Annotated in this window: 26 protein-coding genes; 25 read left to right on the plus strand and 1 reads right to left on the minus strand. The window is 41.6% G+C overall.

The genetic code is table 11. From position 1 onward, the window contains the following. Window positions 1–4: 4 nt before the first annotated feature. The 4 genes from PHC76_RS00790 (at window position 5) to PHC76_RS00805 (ending at window position 2,998) form a co-directional block, all read left to right on the plus strand. Window positions 5–400, plus strand: a complete 396-nt coding sequence (locus tag PHC76_RS00790; RefSeq protein ID WP_299969059.1) for a hypothetical protein — start codon at window positions 5–7, stop codon at window positions 398–400. Window positions 401–508: 108 nt separating this feature from the next. Next, the gene (moaA, locus tag PHC76_RS00795; protein WP_299969057.1) at window positions 509–1,474 is read left to right on the plus strand and encodes a GTP 3',8-cyclase MoaA; all 966 of its coding nucleotides are present in this window, start codon (window positions 509–511) and stop codon (window positions 1,472–1,474) included. A 130-nt stretch (window positions 1,475–1,604) separates the two neighbouring features. Continuing rightward, on the plus strand, window positions 1,605–2,363 hold the full coding sequence (locus PHC76_RS00800) for a 7-carboxy-7-deazaguanine synthase QueE (RefSeq protein WP_299969055.1): 759 nt from the start codon (window positions 1,605–1,607) through the stop codon (window positions 2,361–2,363). A gap of 53 nt (window positions 2,364–2,416) precedes the next feature. Continuing rightward, window positions 2,417–2,998, plus strand: a complete 582-nt coding sequence (locus PHC76_RS00805) for a 6-carboxytetrahydropterin synthase (protein ID WP_299969053.1) — start codon at window positions 2,417–2,419, stop codon at window positions 2,996–2,998. On the opposite strand, the gene glp is transcribed toward PHC76_RS00805, so the two are convergent. Further along, window positions 2,995–4,212, minus strand: coding sequence for a gephyrin-like molybdotransferase Glp (gene glp / locus PHC76_RS00810; protein WP_299969051.1), 1,218 nt, complete (start codon window positions 4,210–4,212; stop codon window positions 2,995–2,997). The genes PHC76_RS00805 and glp overlap by 4 nt on opposite strands. Window positions 4,213–4,275: 63 nt before the next feature. Between glp and PHC76_RS00815 the strand changes: the two genes are divergently transcribed. The 21 genes from PHC76_RS00815 to PHC76_RS00915 all read left to right on the plus strand — a co-directional run bounded on the left by PHC76_RS00815 (window position 4,276) and on the right by PHC76_RS00915 (window position 18,477). Next, window positions 4,276–4,686, plus strand: coding sequence for a hypothetical protein (locus tag PHC76_RS00815; RefSeq protein ID WP_299969049.1), 411 nt, complete (start codon window positions 4,276–4,278; stop codon window positions 4,684–4,686). Window positions 4,687–4,691: 5 nt separating this feature from the next. After that, entirely contained in the window at window positions 4,692–5,351 is a 660-nt protein-coding gene (locus tag PHC76_RS00820) for an RsmE family RNA methyltransferase (protein ID WP_299969361.1), read from the plus strand. Window positions 5,352–5,457: 106 nt separating this feature from the next. Further along, entirely contained in the window at window positions 5,458–5,661 is a 204-nt protein-coding gene (rpmE, locus tag PHC76_RS00825; RefSeq protein ID WP_299969359.1) for a 50S ribosomal protein L31, read from the plus strand. Window positions 5,662–5,703: 42 nt separating this feature from the next. Continuing rightward, the gene (gene rsmI, locus PHC76_RS00830; RefSeq protein ID WP_299969047.1) at window positions 5,704–6,513 is read left to right on the plus strand and encodes a 16S rRNA (cytidine(1402)-2'-O)-methyltransferase; all 810 of its coding nucleotides are present in this window, start codon (window positions 5,704–5,706) and stop codon (window positions 6,511–6,513) included. 8 nt (window positions 6,514–6,521) lie between these two features. After that, window positions 6,522–7,199 (plus strand): 23S rRNA (guanosine(2251)-2'-O)-methyltransferase RlmB, encoded by a 678-nt coding sequence (gene rlmB / locus PHC76_RS00835; protein ID WP_299969045.1) that lies wholly within the window; start codon window positions 6,522–6,524, stop codon window positions 7,197–7,199. Beyond that, window positions 7,196–8,002, plus strand: coding sequence for a hypothetical protein (locus PHC76_RS00840; protein WP_299969043.1), 807 nt, complete (start codon window positions 7,196–7,198; stop codon window positions 8,000–8,002). Before rlmB ends, PHC76_RS00840 begins: the two co-directional genes overlap by 4 nt. Then, window positions 8,002–8,637: a hypothetical protein gene (locus PHC76_RS00845; protein WP_299969041.1), complete on the plus strand. Its 636-nt coding sequence runs from the start codon at window positions 8,002–8,004 to the stop codon at window positions 8,635–8,637. The genes PHC76_RS00840 and PHC76_RS00845 overlap by 1 nt, the downstream gene beginning before the upstream one ends. A gap of 69 nt (window positions 8,638–8,706) precedes the next feature. Further along, window positions 8,707–9,930: an LL-diaminopimelate aminotransferase gene (locus PHC76_RS00850; protein WP_299969357.1), complete on the plus strand. Its 1,224-nt coding sequence runs from the start codon at window positions 8,707–8,709 to the stop codon at window positions 9,928–9,930. Further along, on the plus strand, window positions 9,927–11,186 hold the full coding sequence (locus PHC76_RS00855; protein ID WP_299969039.1) for a homoserine dehydrogenase: 1,260 nt from the start codon (window positions 9,927–9,929) through the stop codon (window positions 11,184–11,186). The genes PHC76_RS00850 and PHC76_RS00855 overlap by 4 nt, the downstream gene beginning before the upstream one ends. Before the next feature lie 213 nt (window positions 11,187–11,399). Next, window positions 11,400–11,513 carry a 50S ribosomal protein L36 gene (gene rpmJ / locus PHC76_RS00860; RefSeq protein WP_015654591.1) on the plus strand — a complete coding sequence of 38 codons (114 nt, stop codon included), beginning with the start codon at window positions 11,400–11,402 and terminating at the stop codon, window positions 11,511–11,513. A 2-nt stretch (window positions 11,514–11,515) separates the two neighbouring features. Then, window positions 11,516–11,884 (plus strand): 30S ribosomal protein S13, encoded by a 369-nt coding sequence (gene rpsM / locus PHC76_RS00865; protein ID WP_300209740.1) that lies wholly within the window; start codon window positions 11,516–11,518, stop codon window positions 11,882–11,884. Window positions 11,885–11,895: 11 nt separating this feature from the next. Further along, window positions 11,896–12,288 (plus strand): 30S ribosomal protein S11, encoded by a 393-nt coding sequence (rpsK, locus tag PHC76_RS00870; protein ID WP_299969035.1) that lies wholly within the window; start codon window positions 11,896–11,898, stop codon window positions 12,286–12,288. Between the two features lie 11 nt (window positions 12,289–12,299). Beyond that, on the plus strand, window positions 12,300–12,926 hold the full coding sequence (gene rpsD, locus PHC76_RS00875; RefSeq protein ID WP_299969033.1) for a 30S ribosomal protein S4: 627 nt from the start codon (window positions 12,300–12,302) through the stop codon (window positions 12,924–12,926). 23 nt (window positions 12,927–12,949) lie between these two features. Then, window positions 12,950–13,945 (plus strand): DNA-directed RNA polymerase subunit alpha, encoded by a 996-nt coding sequence (locus PHC76_RS00880; protein WP_299969031.1) that lies wholly within the window; start codon window positions 12,950–12,952, stop codon window positions 13,943–13,945. Window positions 13,946–14,052: 107 nt separating this feature from the next. Next, the gene (rplQ, locus tag PHC76_RS00885) at window positions 14,053–14,403 is read left to right on the plus strand and encodes a 50S ribosomal protein L17 (protein WP_299969029.1); all 351 of its coding nucleotides are present in this window, start codon (window positions 14,053–14,055) and stop codon (window positions 14,401–14,403) included. Between the two features lie 128 nt (window positions 14,404–14,531). Then, window positions 14,532–14,807 carry a NifU family protein gene (locus PHC76_RS00890; protein ID WP_299969027.1) on the plus strand — a complete coding sequence of 92 codons (276 nt, stop codon included), beginning with the start codon at window positions 14,532–14,534 and terminating at the stop codon, window positions 14,805–14,807. Between the two features lie 48 nt (window positions 14,808–14,855). Continuing rightward, window positions 14,856–15,449, plus strand: coding sequence for a hypothetical protein (locus PHC76_RS00895; RefSeq protein ID WP_299969025.1), 594 nt, complete (start codon window positions 14,856–14,858; stop codon window positions 15,447–15,449). Beyond that, window positions 15,439–16,734, plus strand: coding sequence for a UDP-N-acetylmuramoyl-L-alanyl-D-glutamate--2,6-diaminopimelate ligase (locus PHC76_RS00900; protein ID WP_299969023.1), 1,296 nt, complete (start codon window positions 15,439–15,441; stop codon window positions 16,732–16,734). The genes PHC76_RS00895 and PHC76_RS00900 overlap by 11 nt, the downstream gene beginning before the upstream one ends. 106 nt (window positions 16,735–16,840) lie before the next feature. Continuing rightward, window positions 16,841–17,215, plus strand: coding sequence for a (2Fe-2S) ferredoxin domain-containing protein (locus tag PHC76_RS00905; RefSeq protein WP_299969021.1), 375 nt, complete (start codon window positions 16,841–16,843; stop codon window positions 17,213–17,215). Between the two features lie 3 nt (window positions 17,216–17,218). Beyond that, window positions 17,219–17,584 carry an aspartate 1-decarboxylase gene (gene panD / locus PHC76_RS00910; RefSeq protein ID WP_299969019.1) on the plus strand — a complete coding sequence of 122 codons (366 nt, stop codon included), beginning with the start codon at window positions 17,219–17,221 and terminating at the stop codon, window positions 17,582–17,584. Window positions 17,585–17,628: 44 nt separating this feature from the next. After that, the gene (locus PHC76_RS00915; protein WP_299969017.1) at window positions 17,629–18,477 is read left to right on the plus strand and encodes a polyprenyl synthetase family protein; all 849 of its coding nucleotides are present in this window, start codon (window positions 17,629–17,631) and stop codon (window positions 18,475–18,477) included. Window position 18,478: the final 1 nt, after the last annotated feature.

The raw sequence follows: 18,478 nt of genomic DNA on the forward strand, positions 1-18,478 counted from the left end.
ATGGATGAAAATAGTAAAAATTTTAGCCCTATCCGCACTTTTAAGTGTGGGTGCAATGGCAGATGAGACATTGGCTGCAAACATGAGTCAAATGGAGAGCGGTTTGAACAGTGTGCAAAAAGGATTTTTGTACAACACTCCGGATTTGATTAAAAGCGGTGTAGCAGATATCAAAAAAGCAGATGCACTTTTTCATGATGCGGAGGCGACTAAAAAGTTTCTTCCAAAAGACAAACATCACATGAGTAATGTTGCTTTTAATGCAGCAAAACGAATTGATAAAGCTTCAGAATCATTGCTCAAAGCACTTGATAAAAAAGAGTACTCTAAAGCAAGTAAATCTTATTCTGAAATCGTGAATGCTTGTACGGCATGTCATGCAGTCGTTCGCGGCTGGTAAAAAAGTTACCCCTTTGATGGGGTTCCTCCTCTAATCTTCCTACTAAATAAAACTCCAAACTACTTTTAGATACACTCGCACATAAATGTGTAAGCCTCAAGGAATGATGTGTTAATAGATAGTTATGGTAGAACAGTTGATTATTTACGTGTTTCGGTAACGGAACGGTGTAATTTTAGATGTCAATATTGTATGCCTGAAAAACCTTTTTCGTGGGTACCAAAAGAGAACCTTCTCAGTTTTGAAGAACTTTTTGAGTTTATGAAAGTTGCCATCGACGAAGGGGTCAAAAAAATCCGCATTACAGGCGGAGAACCCCTACTGCGTGAAAACTTGGACACTTTTATCAAAATGATCCATGATTATAAAAACGATATCGATTTGGCGATGACGACCAACGCTTTTTTGCTAGGCGGTGCCGCACAAAAGCTTTATGATGCGGGATTGCGTCGTATTAATGTTTCTATCGATTCGCTCATCCCCGAAGTTGCTGAAAAAATCGCTAAAAAAGATGTTCTTAAAAATGTCCTCGAAGGGATAGAAGAGGCGCTTCGTGTAGGGCTAAAAGTCAAAGTGAACATGGTTCCGATGAAAGGGCTGAATGAGGGTGAAATTCTTGATGTTCTCGAATACTGCAAATCACGCGGTATGGTTATCCGATTTATCGAATACATGGAAAATATCCATGCAGAAGTTGATATTCGCGGGATGAACAGTGATGAACTCCTAGAAATTATTGGGAGTCGCTATTCGTATGTTGATGAAGGGTTTGACGGACACTCTCCGTCTCATTATTACAAACTAATCGATGGCTATGAGTTTGGAATCATCGAACCTCATAAAGATGATTTTTGTACCAAATGCAACCGTATCCGACTCACCGCAGAGGGAAATCTCATCCCATGTCTCTATTTCGATGAAGCAATGAATATTCGTGATGCCGTCCGTCGTGGCGATATCCGTGAAGCGGCATTGGTGCTCAAAGAGGTAATTCGTACAAAACCTGAAAAAAATCGCTGGTCTGATCCTGATGGAGAACTCTCCAAACGTGCGTTTTATGAAACAGGGGGGTGAGCATGTTATATTTAGTTGAACATTTCTATGACTATTTCAATACGATGTTTGAACGCGTCCAAACATCTACGTTAACACTGGGTTTTGCTCAGCACAAGGCTCAAAAAGCTACGCTTTCGACGGAGCTAAAATGCTCTATTTAGTTGAACATTTTTACTCCGTTCAAGGTGAGGGGAAATACGTCGGAACACCGTCACTCTTTTTTAGATTCGGAGGGTGTAACCTTAAATGCGAAGGATTCGGGTGCCATGAAATCACCCCTGATGGGCGTGAAGTGATTGGATGCGATACGGTGTATGCCGTTGATCGTAAAGGATTCGGGGATTTGTGGATGGAGGTCGAAGAGCTTCAAACCCTAATATGGATTATGAACGGCTACAAGCTCCCCCCTCATGTCGATGTCGTTTTGACGGGTGGTGAACCGCTCATCTATGCCAATGAGCCTATTTTTGTAGAATTTATCGAGTATTTGATTGGAAATGGGCATCGGGTAACGTTTGAGACCAACGCGACAATCGCCCCTGATTTTGTAAAATATCCTTTTTACAAAGAGGCGATTTATGCCTTATCGGTAAAACTCTCCAACAGCGGCGAGCCGTATGACAAACGGGTGAAAAAAGAGGTAATAAACTCTATTCTTTCCCATACCCAAGGGAGTTTTTTTAAATTCAGCGTGGATGAACCCTCATTAGTCAGTCTCCTCGAAGCAGAGATAGATGAGATTATCGCTTCCCATCCGTATACGAGCGTATATTGTATGCCTTTGGGTGGAGATAAAGCCCATATCGAAGCCAACTGCGAAGCGGTAATCGAATTTTGCAAACGACGAGGGTTTATCTATTCTGATAGGTTGCATATTCGCATCTGGGATCAGAATCACGGGGTATAATATAGTTAACACTTGAAGTCACATTTTGTGACCTCAACATGCGAAGGTAGATCATGATAATTCGTAAACTTTTTAAATTTGAAAACGCTCACGTCGTTCGTGGCTGTTCCACTCAGCGTTGCCGTGCGTCGATCCACGGTCATTCGTATAGAGTTGAAGTATTACTCGAATCGCAATACCTCGATAACGGTCAGATGATTTACGATTTTGGTTTGATGAAACAGGGTATGAAAGAGCTGATTGATGCGTTTGATCATGCGGTAGCTCTCTGGGACGGCGATGATGCGGAGTATATAGCCGATATGCAAAAACACTCTAATCGGTGGATATTGCTCCCGATTTCACCCTCATGCGAACAATTTAGCCGTGTGATTTTCGTGATGCTCGATAAGCTATTGTGGTTTACGAAAACGGTCAATGGTGAAAAGATGGTTCGCATCAGCAGTATCATCGTCCATGAAACCGAAACGGGATACGCGCAATGTTTCCGTGAAGATGCCTACTCAGAACTTATGGGGCTGATTGATTTGGAAAAAATCATCTTTAGCGATGAGATACGCGAGGGGTGGCATGATCCTTTGTTATGGGAGAGGGTAAAATCGGGAGAGGGATTTACGAACCCTGAAACGGTTTAAAAGGTTATTAACGACTTTTGAACCTCGCTGCTCATACACCAACGGGTAGGGATGATTTTAACGCTTGAACCCTGTTCAAATCCCTCTACGCTAGCATCCACCATCATAAATGCATTGGCACGTGAAAGGGGTAGTACCATACCAGGGGCAAATTTTTCCGATGGGGTAAAAGACTCCCCATTAAACCATCCGGGGATGAGGGAGCGTCTCCCTTTTTTCATGGTGAACGGTGAGCCCATTACGGTGGAGATGGTATTGATATATTTATCGTTTCTACCACTGAGTGAGAGGATGGTAGACTGAGCGAAAAGTTCAAAACACAATGCCGCCGCGAGAGGGTTGCCGGGGAGATTGAGGATTAAGGTATTGCCGATACGTCCAAAGGTGGTGGGTTTACCGGGTTTAATCTCCACCGATTCGAACAGAGTTTCCAGCCCTAAAGAGCGAAATGCCTCTTTGGTAAAATCGGCATCACCGACACTTACACCACCCGAAGTGATAATAAAATCGGCATTGAGGGTGCTTTTGATATGACTTTGGATACTCTCCATCGTATCTTCTGCCGTCCCGCTAAAGAGAACATCACACCCAAGCTCCTCTGCACGTGCGACAAATGTAGGGGTATTGGTATTATAAAGCTGATGTGACTCGATTCGCTCATAATGCATTTTAAGCTCATTACCCGAAGCGAAAAGGGCTACTTTGGGACGTTGGAATAGAGAAACGTGGGTAATCCCCTGAGATGCGAGGAGGGTTATGTGATGGGCATAAAGGAGTGTTCCACGGGTGAGAAGCAATGCTCCTGCTTGAATATCTTCCCCTTTGAGTCGTATATGAGCAGAAGCTTTAATGGATGTAGGGAGAGTTACTTGTTCGTTGACGACACTTACCTCTTCGATGGGGACGATTGCTTCGCACCCTTGAGGGATTTTAGCACCTGTCATAATACGGATACATTGCTCTTCGACAAGGCGAATCTCATCTTTATCACCGGCGAAGATAGTACAGGATTGTTTGAGTGTTTTACCCGCATCACTGATGGAGACGGCGTATCCGTCCATCGCAGAGTTATCATAGGGAGGGAGGCAATAGAGTGCTGTGATATCTTCTGCTAATACACGACCGAGTGAGTTTTCGATGGGAATTATTTCTGTTCCGAGACTTTTTGCATGGGAATAGATTAAACCCAACGCCTCTTCTACACTGATCGCCATAAAAAGTCCTTTGAATATCCATTTTAGGTACTATTATAGAAAACATTAGGTAAAATCTCGTTTATGGAAGCACTGTATAATTTTGGTTTGGAAATTCACACTGTCGGCGTACTCGTTTTGATGGGGGTTGTCACGTTTAATATTTTAATGCTCGCATTGTCTAAAAATATTATCGTCTATGCACGGCGGATGAGGATCGTAATGCCTATTTCAGCCTCATTTATCGCGTTGATTCTCTTTACGGGAGCGATAATTATGGCGGCAAAACATCTCCATTTCACATTTGCCAATATCGTGATGATTGTTGCAGGAGTTGTGATGATTATCCTCGAGGCAAAACGGTATAAAACACTCAAGCGACGAACCAATATCGAGGAAGAGAATGCGTTTGAGGGGTATAAAAGTAAAGCATACCGATTTTTGGGAATCGAGATGGGAATGTTAGTCGTGATTAGTGTATGGATGATGTTGTGAAGTATATGCTTCATCAGCAAGCGGGTTCGCAAGAACTCGTTATATCGGGAGAAGAGTATAAATATCTCATCAAAGTACGCCGACATAAAGTGGATGATCTCATCATCTTTCGCCATAAAGAGCAACTGCAAACAGCCTATTACTATCGCCTAAATCGAACCGATGGTAAAAATGGCTATTTTAGCTTGGAAAGTTCTGTTAAGAATCTTTGCGAAGCACCGAAAAAACTCCATATTGGATGGTGTATCGTTGATCCCAAGACTATCGAAAAAACCTTACCGATGCTTACCGAACTAGGGGTCGCTAAAATTACGTTTATCCATTGTCGCCGCTCTCAGCAAAACTTTCGACTCGATTTTGAACGGTTCAACCGAATTATGGAGAGTTCGATAATGCAATGCGGACGTACCTCTTTTATAGAACTCTCCGAAACTCCTGCACTTAGTACGTTTTTAACCACCCATCCCGAAGCGGTTATTTTGGATTTCGGAGGGGAAGCCCTTGGAGTCGATGAAGAGATTGAAACCGTAGTCATCGGATGCGAGGGGGGATTTGATGAGGGTGAGCGAAAAGGATTTAATAGCCACTGTATCCGTCATTTTAACCTCCCGATGATTTTACGTTCAGAGACAGCGGCGGTGGCGATTGCCTCGATGAGGTTGTAAATTTAAAAAGTTTTCGGTATAATTCGCCTCCAACAATCCGTCCCCAGGTATGGATGTAAAATCAAAACCGATTGACGTACAACGCCGTCACTCACAAGGTAAAACTATGAAAAAAGATCTTCACCCAAATGTTGTAGAGAGTACAGTAGTATGTGCTTGTGGTAACACATTTACAACAACAAGTACAAAAGAATCAATCCGTGTTGATATTTGTAATGAATGTCACCCGTTCTATACAGGTTCTGAGCGTCAAGTAGACACTGCTGGACGTATCGATAAATTCAAAAAACGTTACGCATTAAATTCGTAATCTAAACCTTTGCCTCTTTGGGGGCAGAAACCGAGCACTCTTATGCTAAGCCTCGTCCCAACCCCTATCGGTAATATTTCTGATATATCTATCCGTTCACTTGAAGTTCTCTCTGTTGCTGATATTATCCTCTGCGAAGATACCCGTGTTACTAAAAAACTGATTCATCTACTCAAAGAACGTCACAACCTCACCACGACTGAACCCCAATTTCTGAGTCTCCATTCGCATAATGAATTGGAATTTGTTTCAAAACTGACACCAGAGTTTTTTAATGGTAATGTCGTCTATGTCAGTGATGCCGGGATGCCGGGGATTAGTGATCCTGGACAGATGCTGGTACGCTATTGTTTGGATAAGGGAATAAATTATGATATTCTTCCCGGTGCGAACGCCGTTTTGAGTGCATTTGTGGCGAGTGGCTTTTGTGAGACAAAAATGCTTTTTTTCGGATTTTTACCGCACAAAGGGCATGATCGCTCCGCCGCACTTCAAGAGGCATTGTTCAATGGTTATACGACAGTGTTGTATGAATCTCCCAAACGTTTAGAGAAATTACTTTCAGAGATTGCAATTTCTGCACCAGTACGCCGAGTTTTTTTAGCCAAAGAGTTGACGAAAAAATTTCAACGTTTTTTCCACGGTACGGCACAACAATTGCTTAGCGAGATGGAATCGGAGATACGGGGAGAGTGGGTTGTTGTAATCGAAGCTTCTGAATCTCGTGGAGCGAGCCTCAATGAACAGGATATTCTTGAACTTGATATCCCCAAAAAAGCGGCTTCTAAGCTGATTGCAAAAATTACGGGTGAAAATCCAAAAGAGTGCTATACTCGCCTCTTAAACTACTAAGGAAAACTATGCTTATTTACGGAAAACAACCGGTGTTTTATGCCCTAGAGCGTCACCGTTCACGGATTAAAACACTCTATCTTGCCAAAGAGATTGATAAAAAAGAGTACGGTCTGTTGATGAAAATGGGTTTTGAAGTAAAACGTATCCCTGAAAACGCGGCGCAAGCAATGGTCAAGGGGGGGAATCATCAAGGCTACATTGCTGAAATTTCTCAAATGGTCCCTTATGCCTCCCCATTTTTAAAATCGTGCAGTTTTGTTGTGATTTTAAGCTCCATAACCGATATGGGTAACATCGGGGCATTAGTGCGCAGTGCGTATGCACTGGGTGTAGATGCGTTAGTCATTAGCGGTATAAAAGAGCCGAATTTTGAATCAATTATCCGAACGAGCAGCGGAGCAGCACTCGATTTACCGATAGTTGTGATTCATAATATCCATGATGTTATGCATGAGTTAAAACAATCGAAATTTTCACTTTATGGGGCAGTTCTCGGTGGTGAGAATGTACGTGAGATGAGTTTTGCACCCAAGCGAGCACTCATACTCGGTAATGAGGGAGAGGGGCTAAGCGGTCGGGTTCAAAAAGGGCTTGATCATGGCGTTTCTATCCCTATGGCACACGATTTTGACTCACTGAATGTGGGTGTTGCGGGGGCAATTTTAATGGAGAGAATGCGATGAGTAAAGTAAAAACATTTGATGATATAGTCTCTTTAGGGGTTAATAGTATCCATGAACATACTCATATTTCACGTGCTAAATTAGAGTTGCTTCTAAACAAATCGTTTGGAGAGATAAATCGTGTCCAATTTATGGGTTTTCTCTCTATTTTAGAACGAGAATATAGTGTTAATCTCTCCAGTTTACGGGATGAGTACGATGGTTATCTGCAAATGAATCCGAATCAAGTTACTTCGGCTAATTCTGCAATCTTACAAGCTCCTTCAAATCCCCGTATAAAATGGGTCATCGGTGGAATTCTTTTAATTATCGTATTGATCGGATTTGTAGTATTGACGCAAAACAGATTGAGCAATATACCGAAAGAAGAGGTAATAGTACTCAATACCAGTGAAGTTAATCGTACAGAACCAGCGTTATTGGTAGATCAAAACAGTACAATAGATAGTAATGTAACAGAAACAAATTCAACAGTGGTATCGGAAGAAAACACTACTAAAAGCTCTACGGTACAAAACTTTGGTCACATTCTTCGTATCGAACCTGCTTCGAAAGTTTGGGTTGGGATGATGGATTTACAGAGCGGTGTAAAAACACAAAAATTGACTAGCAGTGCAATAGAAATTGATACGGCTAAAAATTGGCTTTTGATTTTTGGGCACGGGCGATTAAAGCTTATCGGTAAAGATAGTAACACAACACTGAAAGAGCGAAATACTGCTTGGTTTGCTTATGAAAATGGAGTATTAACACAGTTAACGTCAGAACAATTTAATCTGAAAAACAAGGGAAGCAACTGGTAGTGAAAACACTCTTTTGGCTGTTGCTTTTTCCGTTATTTCTTTTTTCTGCTGAGAGTAGAACGATAGTGAATCTCACACTGTACCATGCTGATAAAGTTACGACTAAAATTATCCTTTCTGCGTTAAATAGTGTCGGGCAACGTCCTAATATTAGCCGATTTGAGTCGCTTTCTGACACTATTTTTTTGGAGATGGAACTTCAAGGAACACGACCGTTTGACGCACAATACTTTAGCGAAATCGTTAAAGAGAACGGCGTGAATGTAGTTAAAGAAACATATCAAAAAAATAAATGGATTATGGAACTCGACGGCTCTTCTGGGCATTGGAACCTTAGCGAAATTACCCCTGATGAGGGGGCTCAGATGGAGAAATCGGCATCACCATCATGGTTTATTGTCAATCATTCAAGTGCCATTACTATTGAAGCGCCCTATGGCGGTAAATGGTACCCCGATGTAGCGGTATTTGATGCTAATATGGAGGTTTTGGTCTCTTTGAGGGAATTTAAATCCAAAGAGAGACTCTCTTTTTCGCTTCCGGAAGGGGCGGTCTATATGAAGGTTTCATCTGCAAATGGGATGAAATTACTCAAAGAAGGGACGTGGATCGAACACACTGCGGGTGAGCGTTAAGTACCATAAGCTTTTTGGTAGAGGAAAAGTGGTAGAATGGCGCAATTTTTTAATGGCAGGTATACATTTATGTTTGATGAAATCCAATTTGATCGGATCAAACGACTTCCAAAATACGTTTTTGCTGAGGTAGGCGAACTAAAAATGGCTCGTAGACGTGCGGGCGCTGATGTGATTGACTTCAGTATGGGGAATCCTGATGGAGATACTCCCGCCCATATCCGTGAGAAATTGATTGAATCGGCCAAAAAAACAAAAGTACATGGATACTCTGTTTCTAAAGGGATACCTAAACTCCGTGGTGCTATTTGTGATTGGTATAAACGTCGTTACGACGTCGATCTTAATCCTGATACCGAAGCGGTTGCAACGATGGGATCGAAAGAGGGATATGCACACCTAGCCTATGCCATTACAAACCCTGGAGATGTGGTAGTTGTCCCTGATCCAACCTATCCTATTCACTCGTATGCCTTTATTCTTGCCGGTGGAAATGTTCAAAAAATGGAATTGCCGTTTGACGAAGATTATAAAGTGGATGAAGATCTCTTTTTTGAGCGTCTTGAACACGCTTTTCACACCTCATTTCCTAAGCCGAAATATGTTGTGGTTAACTTTCCCCATAACCCTACGACAGCAACGGTAACACCCGATTTTTATACGCGTATTGTTGAGATGGCGAAAAGAGAACGTTTTTATATTATCAGTGATATCGCCTATGGAGATTTGACGTTTGATGGGTACATAACACCGTCGATCATGTCGGTTCCGGGGGCAAAAGATGTTGCGGTTGAGAGTTTTACCCTCTCAAAAAGTTACAATATGGCGGGATGGCGTGTCGGATTTTTTGTTGGAAATGCGAAATTAATCGGTGCATTGCAAAAAATTAAAAGTTGGCTCGACTATGGGATGTTTACACCGATTCAAGTAGCGGCTACCGTTGCGTTGCAAGGGGATCAAAGCTGTGTCAAAGAGATTACCGATAAATATGATCATCGTCAAAATATATTGATTGAGGCGTTTAATCGTGCCGGATGGCCTATGCGACGTAATCAAGCCTCAATGTTTATATGGGCTAGAATTCCTGAATGTGCTCGCCATTTGGGAAGTTTGGAGTTTTCTAAACGACTTTTAGTAGAAGCCAATGTCGCTGTATCACCAGGGATAGGGTTCGGTGAATATGGGGATGAGTATGTCCGTATTGCATTAATTGAAAATGATAAACGTATCCGCCAAGCAGCTAAAAATATTAAACATTTTTTGAGTACGTTTAATAGCAAGGTTTCAGAGTGATTCGTGTCGGTGTTATCGGAGTCGGTACGGTTGGGCGTGCAGTTGTTCAAATATTAGAAGAAAACCGCTCCATTATCACTGCCCGTTCTGGAGATGAGATTGTCGTTAAAAGCGGAGTAGTGCGTGATCTTTCTAGGGTTTCAGATCTATCCATCAAGCTTTCTCAAGACCCATACGATATTGTCAATGATCCAGAGATCGATATTGTTGTTGAACTGATGGGGGGGATTGATTTCCCCTTTGAAATTGTTAAAAAAGCACTTCAAAACGGCAAAGCGGTAGTTACCGCCAATAAAGCACTTCTTGCATACCACCGTTACGAGCTTCAAGAGATTGCCAAAGAGATACCGTTTGAATTTGAAGCAAGCGTGGCGGGAGGAATTCCAATTATTAATGCACTGCGTGATGGGCTTTCAGCTAATCATATCCTTTCTATAATGGGGATTATGAACGGCACATGCAATTTTATGCTCACAAAAATGATGAAAGAAGGGGTTGCTTTTGATGCGGTATTAGCCGAAGCACAAGCACTCGGTTATGCGGAAGCCGATCCGACGTTTGATATTGGTGGATTTGATGCGGCCCATAAACTGTTGATTCTTGCCTCAATCGCGTACGGAATTGATGCAAAACCTGAAGAGATATTGATTGAAGGGATTCAAAACATCACTCAAACCGATATCGCTTTTGCCAAAGAGTTCGGATACACAATTAAACTTTTGGGGATTGCCGCACGCGATGGAGATGAGGTAGAGCTTCGTGTTCATGCCGCATTGGTGAAAGAAGCGGCAATGATTTCGAAAATCGATGGGGTGATGAATGGAATCAGCGTGGTAGGTGACCGTGTCGGAGAAACTCTTTATTACGGTCCGGGAGCGGGCGGGAATGCGACGGCAAGTGCCGTAGTTGCCAATATTATTGATATTGTTCGCTCCGGTAAACGTTCCCCGATGCTTGGATTTAACCATCCGTTGGAAGAGGGACTCCGACTAAAAAATCCTGATAATATACGTTCAAAATATTATTTACGCTTGCGTATTGCCGACAAAGCAGGTATTTTGGCAAAAATTACCGAGTTATTTGCAAAACACTCTATTTCAGTAGAGGCGATGATACAGCGACCGTTTGCAGAGGAGTGTGCCCACCTCTTAATCTCCACTCACGAAGCGGTAGAGAGAGATATCCGTGCGTTAATGGGTGAGTTAGAATCACTCGATGCGGTTCTTGAAACCCCTTGTATGATTAGGATCGTTTAACTTAGATACTCTTGCCAATCTTTGATTGGTAACCTCACCACTTTTCTCCTTAATAAAACTTTAACTTAAAATTATGTAAAATACGCGTCCACTTTGCCCTCTTGGACAAAACAGGTTGAATATTTTTAACTGCGTAGGCGTAGTTACAAGTATTGGTGCAACAAATGTCAGCACCTACGAGAGGCAAGGGATTTAAACATTCGGAGCTTGACAATGAAAGTTCGTTCTTCAGTGAAGAAAATGTGCGACGATTGCAAAATCATCAAGCGCAAAGGGGTAGTTCGCGTTATCTGCAAAACCCCAAAACATAAACAAAGACAAGGATAAGCATGGCACGTATTGCTGGTGTGGACTTACCTAAGAAAAAACGTTTAGAGTATGCATTAACTTATATCTATGGTATCGGTTTGCATACTTCACGTAAAATTTTGGATGCTACAGGGCTTGATTATAACAAGCGCGTGTATGAGCTAAGTGAAGATGATGCAGCGACATTGGCGAAAGAAATTCGCGCAAGTGTTGTTGTAGAAGGTGATCTTCGTAAGCAAGTTGCTATGGATATTAAAGCGTTGATGGATCTCGGTTCTTACCGTGGTCTTCGTCACCGTAAAGGTCTCCCATGCCGTGGTCAAAAAACCAAAACCAATGCTCGTACTCGCAAAGGTAAGAAGAAAACTGTCGGCTCAGCCACAAGATAAGGGATTAGCATATGGCAAAAAGAAAAGCAACCCGTAAAAAAATTATTAAAAAGAATATTGCTAAAGGTATTGTACATATCTTAGCTTCATTCAATAACACTCTTGTAACCGTAACGGACGAGATGGGTAACATGATTGCATGGAGCTCAGCTGGTTCACTCGGATTCAAAGGGTCAAAAAAATCGACTCCTTTTGCTGCTCAACAAGCGGTAGAAGATGCGATGGGTAAAGCAATGGTCCACGGTATTAAAGAAGTGGGAATTAAAGTTCAAGGACCAGGTTCTGGTCGTGAAACTGCAGTTAAAAGTGTTGGTGCTATTGAGGGGCTACGTGTTTCATTTATGAAAGATGTTACTCCACTACCACACAATGGTTGTCGTGCGCCTAAGCGCCGACGCGTGTAAGGAGCGAAGCTATGGCAAGATATAGAGGACCCGTAGAAAAAATCGAAAGACGATTTGGTGTAAGCCTTGGCCTAAAAGGTGAGCGTCGTTTAGCAGGTAAAAGTGCTCTCGACAAACGTCCTTACGGACCTGGTCAACATGGCCAACGTCGTACAAAAATCTCTGAGTACGGTACACAGCTTCGTGAAAAACAAAAAGCGAAATTTATGTACGGCTTGAGTGAAAAACAAATGCATTCATTGTTTGATGAAGCAAAACGTCGTCATGGTAACACCGGTACTAACTTGGTTATGTTACTTGAGCAACGTCTTGACAATGTTGTTTATCGTATGGGCTTTGCAACGACTCGTCGTTTTGCGCGCCAATTGGTAAACCACTGTCACGTACTTGTTGATGGCAAACGTGTTGATATCCCTTCTTACCGTGTAAAACCGGGACAAAAAGTGGAAATTATCGAAAAAAGTAAAAAGAACAATCAAGTTGTTCGTGCGATGGAACTTACCAACCAAACTGGTCTAGCATCATGGGTTGATATTGATCAAGCGAAAGTGTTTGGTATTTTTACTCGTCTTCCAGAGCGTGAAGAGGTAGTTATTCCTGTTGAAGAACGTCTAATCGTTGAGCTTTACTCGAAATAATCAATAAAGAAAGGGCACTCAGCATGAAAAAAATTAAAACTTCTCCGCTTCTACCAAAAGAGTTTGTCGTTGAACAAATCAGCGCGAATGAAGCGAATATTATTGCGTATCCGTTTGAAACAGGATACGCAGTATCGATTGCTCACCCAATTCGCCGCTTTTTGTTGAGCAGCTCAGTAGGGTTTGCCCCAATCGGTATCAAAATCGAGGGTGCTAAGCATGAGTTTGACTCTGTGCGCGGTATGCTTGAAGATATTTCAGATTTTATTATCAATTTAAAAGGTATCCGTTTTAAATTGAAAAATGGTCTCAAAGAGAAAGAGATTGCTTACAGTTTTGCAGGCCCTTGCGAAATTCACGGCAGCGATTTAGAGAATGATGATGTTGAGATCGTTACCCCTAATGGATTTCTTGCGACATTAAATGAAGATGCTACGTTAAACTTTTCTATTAAAGTGTACCAAGGTATCGGATATATGCCAAGTGAAGATATCCGTGAAATGTTGGGTGATGGTTACATTGCTTTGGATGCGTATTTCACACCGGTTCGTCGTGCTACTTATGCAATCGACAATGTACTTGTTGAAGATAATCCAAATTTTGAAAAAGTAATTATCAATATCTTAACTGATGGTCAAATCTCACCGGTTGATGCGTTTAAAAATGCATTGGATGTGATGTATGCTCAAATGGCTGTTTTTAACAGTGAAGTGAGTATTAAATCAGCCAATCCAACGATTGAGCGTAATGATGAACATCCTGAATTAAAACGTTTGGGCGCACGTATTGAAGAACTCGGGCTTAGTGCGCGTAGTTTTAACTGCTTGGATCGTTCAAATATCAAATACATTGGTGAAATCGTTTTGATGAGCCAAAATGATTTGAAAGAGGTAAAAAACCTTGGCAAAAAATCGTTTGAAGAGATTTTAGAAAAAATCACTGAATTTGGTTATGTTGTCGGGCAAGAGTTAGCAGACGATTTAGTTGTCGCTATTAAAAAGAAAATCGAAGCTGAATAATCCTAGTTATTGAGCTTTTGGGCTTACTGCCGAAGTAAACCCGGTGTTAACGTAGATAAAGGGATGAATTTCTTTATCGTCTAAAATAATAAACGAGGAAGTATCGTATGAGACATCGTCACGGATACCGTAAGCTAGGTCGTACAAGTTCACATCGTGAAGCTTTGTTGACCAATCTTAGTATTGCATTGTTCGAACATGGTAAAATTGAGACAACGTTGATTAAAGCAAAAGAATTACGTTCATTTGCTGAAAAACTAATTACTACTGCACGTATTGGTGATGCAAATGCGCATCGTTCAGTATTCGCAGTTTTACAAAACAAAGAAGCGACAAAAAACCTTTTAGGTGTTGTTGCTCCAAAATACACTGAACGTAACGGTGGATACACTCGTATCATTAAAACCCGTATTCGTCGTGGTGATGCTACAGCAATGGCAACTATCGAACTCGTATAACGGGTTCGATAGCTTCACTGCTTAAAGCAAACTTCGTCTAAAAATCCTATACATTCCTATTAGTCCTTGTTTAGTCCAAATTCCTTATATTGTCACAATGAATTCGCAGTAAAAAAGGGTATAAAAATATGATTCCATTCACCGATGAAGAGTTGATGCAACCAGTGCGTCGTGTTATCGATAAAGTCCGACCGTCACTTGCCCTTGATGGTGGAGATATCGCTTTTTTAAATGTTAAGAATGGAACAGTATATGTACAGCTTCAAGGGGCATGTGTTGGATGCGGTAGTAGTGGAAATACATTGAAATACGGAGTTGAGCGTCAGTTGCGTATGGATATTCATCCTGAGCTTACGGTGATCAATGTACCACATGGTATGGAAAATTCAATCGATTCGTTATAATTTTATTTTTGACGATATAGTTTTACAATAGCATTAGGAGGGAATATTATGAAAACAAACAAATACTCCAAAACCCTCAATACGGCTCATGAGCATTTTATGGCGGGTCAATACAGTGAAGCATTAAGAGATTACTCTTTGGTATTGCGTGAAAATCCATTGTCAAAAGAGGCTTATAACGGAGCAATTTTATGTGATATGGCGATGAGTGGAGAGGGTGGTGCTGAAGCACTCTTTGACTATTATGCGATTTTACGAAGTGAAGATGAAGAGCAAGCAGATACGGTTATTTCAGAGATACTCGAGACCATGGACGGTACGTTAGAACAGCTAGCTAATTTGTTCAGTGAGGGGATTAATCAACGTATCGAGTTTGCAGATGGAATCATGTATTCAGAATTTAAAGAACTTGTTGTGAGTGAAAATGATTTCAAACGTATTTTTGAAAATATTATGTTCTCAACCCGTGTCATTATCACTGAAAAAGAGGATTTTGTCGATTTTCTCGATAATTTAATCGATAACGGCTATAAAGAGATGGCATTGAGTTATTTAGAGAGCGCATTGGGAGTCTATCCTAATGATACTCAATTGCGTAATTTGTTACGACGATTAGCCAAAGGGGACTCAGTTGAAAATTGAGCTTCACGATCAGCCCTATCGCTATATCTCAGAAAATTCAAAAGAGTGCGATGAATCATGTGCTTTTTTGATAACCAAACAAAATCACAAGTTTCAAGACGATGCCCGTGAACGAGGAACAGATACTTTTTTAACACCTGATGAGTGTTGGAGAGTGTTTGGGCTTAATCGAATCAAAGTAATCGGGATTACGGGAACCAACGGTAAAACCACAACCGCAAGTGCGATCTATTCTATTTTACTCGATTTAGGGCATAAATGTGCGATGCAGGGGACACGCGGATTTTTTATGAATGATGCTCTTGTGGAGGGGAAAACACTCACTACACCGACGGTTTTAAATACGTATCGTCATATGCTCCACGCGATTCAAAACGGGTGTGAATATTTCGTTATGGAAGTAAGCTCACATGCGATTGAGCAAGAGCGGATTGCAGGGATTACGTTTGATTTGAAAATTTTGACCAATATTACCCAAGATCATCTCGATTATCATGCAAGTATCGAAGAGTATATTCGGATAAAAAACCTCTTTTTTGCCGATGAATCCAAAAAGCTCATCAACAAAGATGAGCCTCGTGCGCAGTTTAATTTTAAAAATGCGTTTACCTATGGTGTTGAGAACCCCGCTACCTATAAGATAATGGCGTATTCCCTCAATAACGGGGTTAGCGGTGTTCTGAAATATTTTGAAGAACATGTAAGCTTTGTTACATCGTTACACGGTTTTTTCAACCTCTATAATATTACCGCTGCTATGGCGGCTGTCCATTTGGTTACCAATGAGCCGTTGGAAAAGATTACCGATGTGATTGAAAATTTCGGGGGTGTAAGCGGACGAATGGAAGTGGTGAGTGAGTCACCGCTCGTTATTGTCGATTTTGCCCACACCCCTGATGGGATGGAACAAGTTCTAAATGCTCTCAAAGAGAAAGAGGTTTTAGTCGTTTTCGGTGCCGGTGGAGATCGAGATCGAACGAAGCGTCCACTGATGGGGAGGGTTGCGAGTGCATATGCAAAAAGAGTTTATGTGACCAGTGACAACCCCCGTTTTGAAGATCCGGATACTATTATCGAAGAGATATTAGTGGGTATAGAAGATAAAAGCAATGTGTATGTCGATGTTAATCGCCGTAATGCCATTGCGAAAGCTTTACAGGATCGAACGGGTGATGAAGTGGTGCTGATTTTGGGTAAAGGGGATGAAACATCTCAGATTATTTACGATCAACATCTTCCGTTTGATGATCGCGTTGTTGCGCGTGAGTTGTTAAAAGAGCTTTAAATCGATAAATTGTTCACTAGAACTAACAATGCACTGTTTCAATTTGGCTATAATACCGTTATTATTTTGCGGTACTACTGCACACACTAACTAAAGGGGCGTTACGATGGGTTTACCTCAGCCGGCGTTTTATATTTTCAAATGCGAACAAAGCTCACCTCCGGGGATGCCGAAACCAAGTTGTGTTAATCCACAAACTCAGGATATTTTTCAACATTTAGCACAAACGTTGATGCAAAAAGGGTTGATTGCAACCGTACAGCCGATTCGTACTTCGTGCATGAACCGCTGTAATGTGGGTCCGATTATGCTTGTTGAACCGGGTCATGTGATGTATGCAGGACTTACCAAAGAGAAAATTAATGAAATCATCGATCGTCATATTATCGGCGGTGAAGTGGTGGAAGAGTATGTTATCCCCGCAGAACTTTGGGATGCAGCGATTACTCCTGCTGATATGATGAAGCAGATGGGGCGCTAATCAATGTTGATCGAGATGTTGTACAGTAAAATCCACCGTGCTACGGTGACCGACGCTAATCTAAATTACGTCGGGTCGATCACAGTGGATGAAGAGCTTTTGGAAGCTTCAAAAATGCGTGTGGGTCAAAAAGTGGAAATTCTCAATATCAATAATGGTGAGCGTTTTTCAACCTATATCATTCTCGGCGAGCGCGGACAACGTGATATCTGCTTAAACGGGGCAGCAGCACGTAAAGTACACAAAGGAGACAAAATTATTATTGTGGCGTACGCTACCTATAATGATGCCGAACTTGAAACCTATAAACCTACAGTGGTGTTGGTCGATGATGATAACTGTATTACTGAAGTGATTGAAAAGATATAAGCCTCACTATGTTAAACTTGCGCTAAAAAAAGGTGAGGGCAGTAATGGAGCAGTTTGAAGCGTATTTAACAGCACATTTGCCCTTATCTCCAAGTTTTCATCCCCACTATGAAGCCGCACTCCATCAGATGCTTAAGGGGGGAGGGAAGCGATTCCGTCCTGCATTGCTTTTAGGTGTCGTTCGTGCCTGTAATCCCCTTTTGCTCTCTGGTGCTCATGCGGTTGCACTGGCAATTGAGCTTTTGCACACCTATTCTCTCATTCATGATGATTTGCCGGCGATGGATAACGCCGATCTTCGTAGAGGTATCCCGACGCTCCATAAAACGTATGATGACGTGAGTGCTATTTTGGTCGGAGATGCTTTGAATACCTATGCGTTTGAGGTGTTATCTAATGCCCCCTTTAGTGATAAGGTGATTGTTAAATTGGTGCGTGAGCTTTCATCGAACGGTGGATTAAACGGGATGGTTCTAGGACAAGCGATTGATTGTCATTTTGAGAATACCCCATTGGAGATTGAACAGGTAAAAATGCTCCATATCCATAAAACGGGAAAATTGATTGCGGCATCACTTAAAATGGGAGCTATTATAGTTGGGCGTGATGAACTAGCCAATCAGCTTTATGATTTCGGGATCGATTTAGGGTTGCTTTTTCAAATCCAAGATGATATTCTCGATGTGACGCAAGATTCTAATCAAGCGGGTAAAACGACACAGAACGATCAAGCCAAAAACAGTTTTGTGACACTGTTAGGGTTAGAAAAATCGATGGAAGAGGCGGATAGTTTAGCCTCTAAATTAACACAACAGATGGAAAGTTTTGATGAGAGTTTACAGCGTGAACTCTCACCAACACTTACCCACTACATTAACAGACATAAGGAATAAC

This window comes from Sulfuricurvum sp. (assembly GCF_028710345.1).
Classification (GTDB): Bacteria; Campylobacterota; Campylobacteria; order Campylobacterales; family Sulfurimonadaceae; genus Sulfuricurvum.

Bases quoted from the DNA above. Each gene is read 5' to 3' on its own strand.
- PHC76_RS00790 (WP_299969059.1), top strand. From the start codon at position 5: ATGAAAATAGTAAAAATTTTAGCCCTATCCGCACTTTTAAGTGTGGGT.
- PHC76_RS00800 (WP_299969055.1), top strand. From the start codon at position 1,605: ATGCTCTATTTAGTTGAACATTTTTACTCCGTTCAAGGTGAGGGGAAA.
- PHC76_RS00805 (WP_299969053.1), top strand. From the start codon at position 2,417: ATGATAATTCGTAAACTTTTTAAATTTGAAAACGCTCACGTCGTTCGT.
- glp (WP_299969051.1), bottom strand. From the start codon at position 4,212: ATGGCGATCAGTGTAGAAGAGGCGTTGGGTTTAATCTATTCCCATGCA.
- PHC76_RS00815 (WP_299969049.1), top strand. From the start codon at position 4,276: ATGGAAGCACTGTATAATTTTGGTTTGGAAATTCACACTGTCGGCGTA.
- PHC76_RS00820 (WP_299969361.1), top strand. From the start codon at position 4,692: ATGCTTCATCAGCAAGCGGGTTCGCAAGAACTCGTTATATCGGGAGAA.
- rpmE (WP_299969359.1), top strand. From the start codon at position 5,458: ATGAAAAAAGATCTTCACCCAAATGTTGTAGAGAGTACAGTAGTATGT.
- rsmI (WP_299969047.1), top strand. From the start codon at position 5,704: ATGCTAAGCCTCGTCCCAACCCCTATCGGTAATATTTCTGATATATCT.
- rlmB (WP_299969045.1), top strand. From the start codon at position 6,522: ATGCTTATTTACGGAAAACAACCGGTGTTTTATGCCCTAGAGCGTCAC.
- PHC76_RS00840 (WP_299969043.1), top strand. From the start codon at position 7,196: ATGAGTAAAGTAAAAACATTTGATGATATAGTCTCTTTAGGGGTTAAT.
- PHC76_RS00850 (WP_299969357.1), top strand. From the start codon at position 8,707: ATGTTTGATGAAATCCAATTTGATCGGATCAAACGACTTCCAAAATAC.
- rpmJ (WP_015654591.1), top strand. From the start codon at position 11,400: ATGAAAGTTCGTTCTTCAGTGAAGAAAATGTGCGACGATTGCAAAATC.
- rpsM (WP_300209740.1), top strand. From the start codon at position 11,516: ATGGCACGTATTGCTGGTGTGGACTTACCTAAGAAAAAACGTTTAGAG.
- rpsK (WP_299969035.1), top strand. From the start codon at position 11,896: ATGGCAAAAAGAAAAGCAACCCGTAAAAAAATTATTAAAAAGAATATT.
- rpsD (WP_299969033.1), top strand. From the start codon at position 12,300: ATGGCAAGATATAGAGGACCCGTAGAAAAAATCGAAAGACGATTTGGT.
- PHC76_RS00880 (WP_299969031.1), top strand. From the start codon at position 12,950: ATGAAAAAAATTAAAACTTCTCCGCTTCTACCAAAAGAGTTTGTCGTT.
- rplQ (WP_299969029.1), top strand. From the start codon at position 14,053: ATGAGACATCGTCACGGATACCGTAAGCTAGGTCGTACAAGTTCACAT.
- PHC76_RS00890 (WP_299969027.1), top strand. From the start codon at position 14,532: ATGATTCCATTCACCGATGAAGAGTTGATGCAACCAGTGCGTCGTGTT.
- PHC76_RS00895 (WP_299969025.1), top strand. From the start codon at position 14,856: ATGAAAACAAACAAATACTCCAAAACCCTCAATACGGCTCATGAGCAT.
- PHC76_RS00905 (WP_299969021.1), top strand. From the start codon at position 16,841: ATGGGTTTACCTCAGCCGGCGTTTTATATTTTCAAATGCGAACAAAGC.
- panD (WP_299969019.1), top strand. From the start codon at position 17,219: ATGTTGATCGAGATGTTGTACAGTAAAATCCACCGTGCTACGGTGACC.
- PHC76_RS00915 (WP_299969017.1), top strand. From the start codon at position 17,629: ATGGAGCAGTTTGAAGCGTATTTAACAGCACATTTGCCCTTATCTCCA.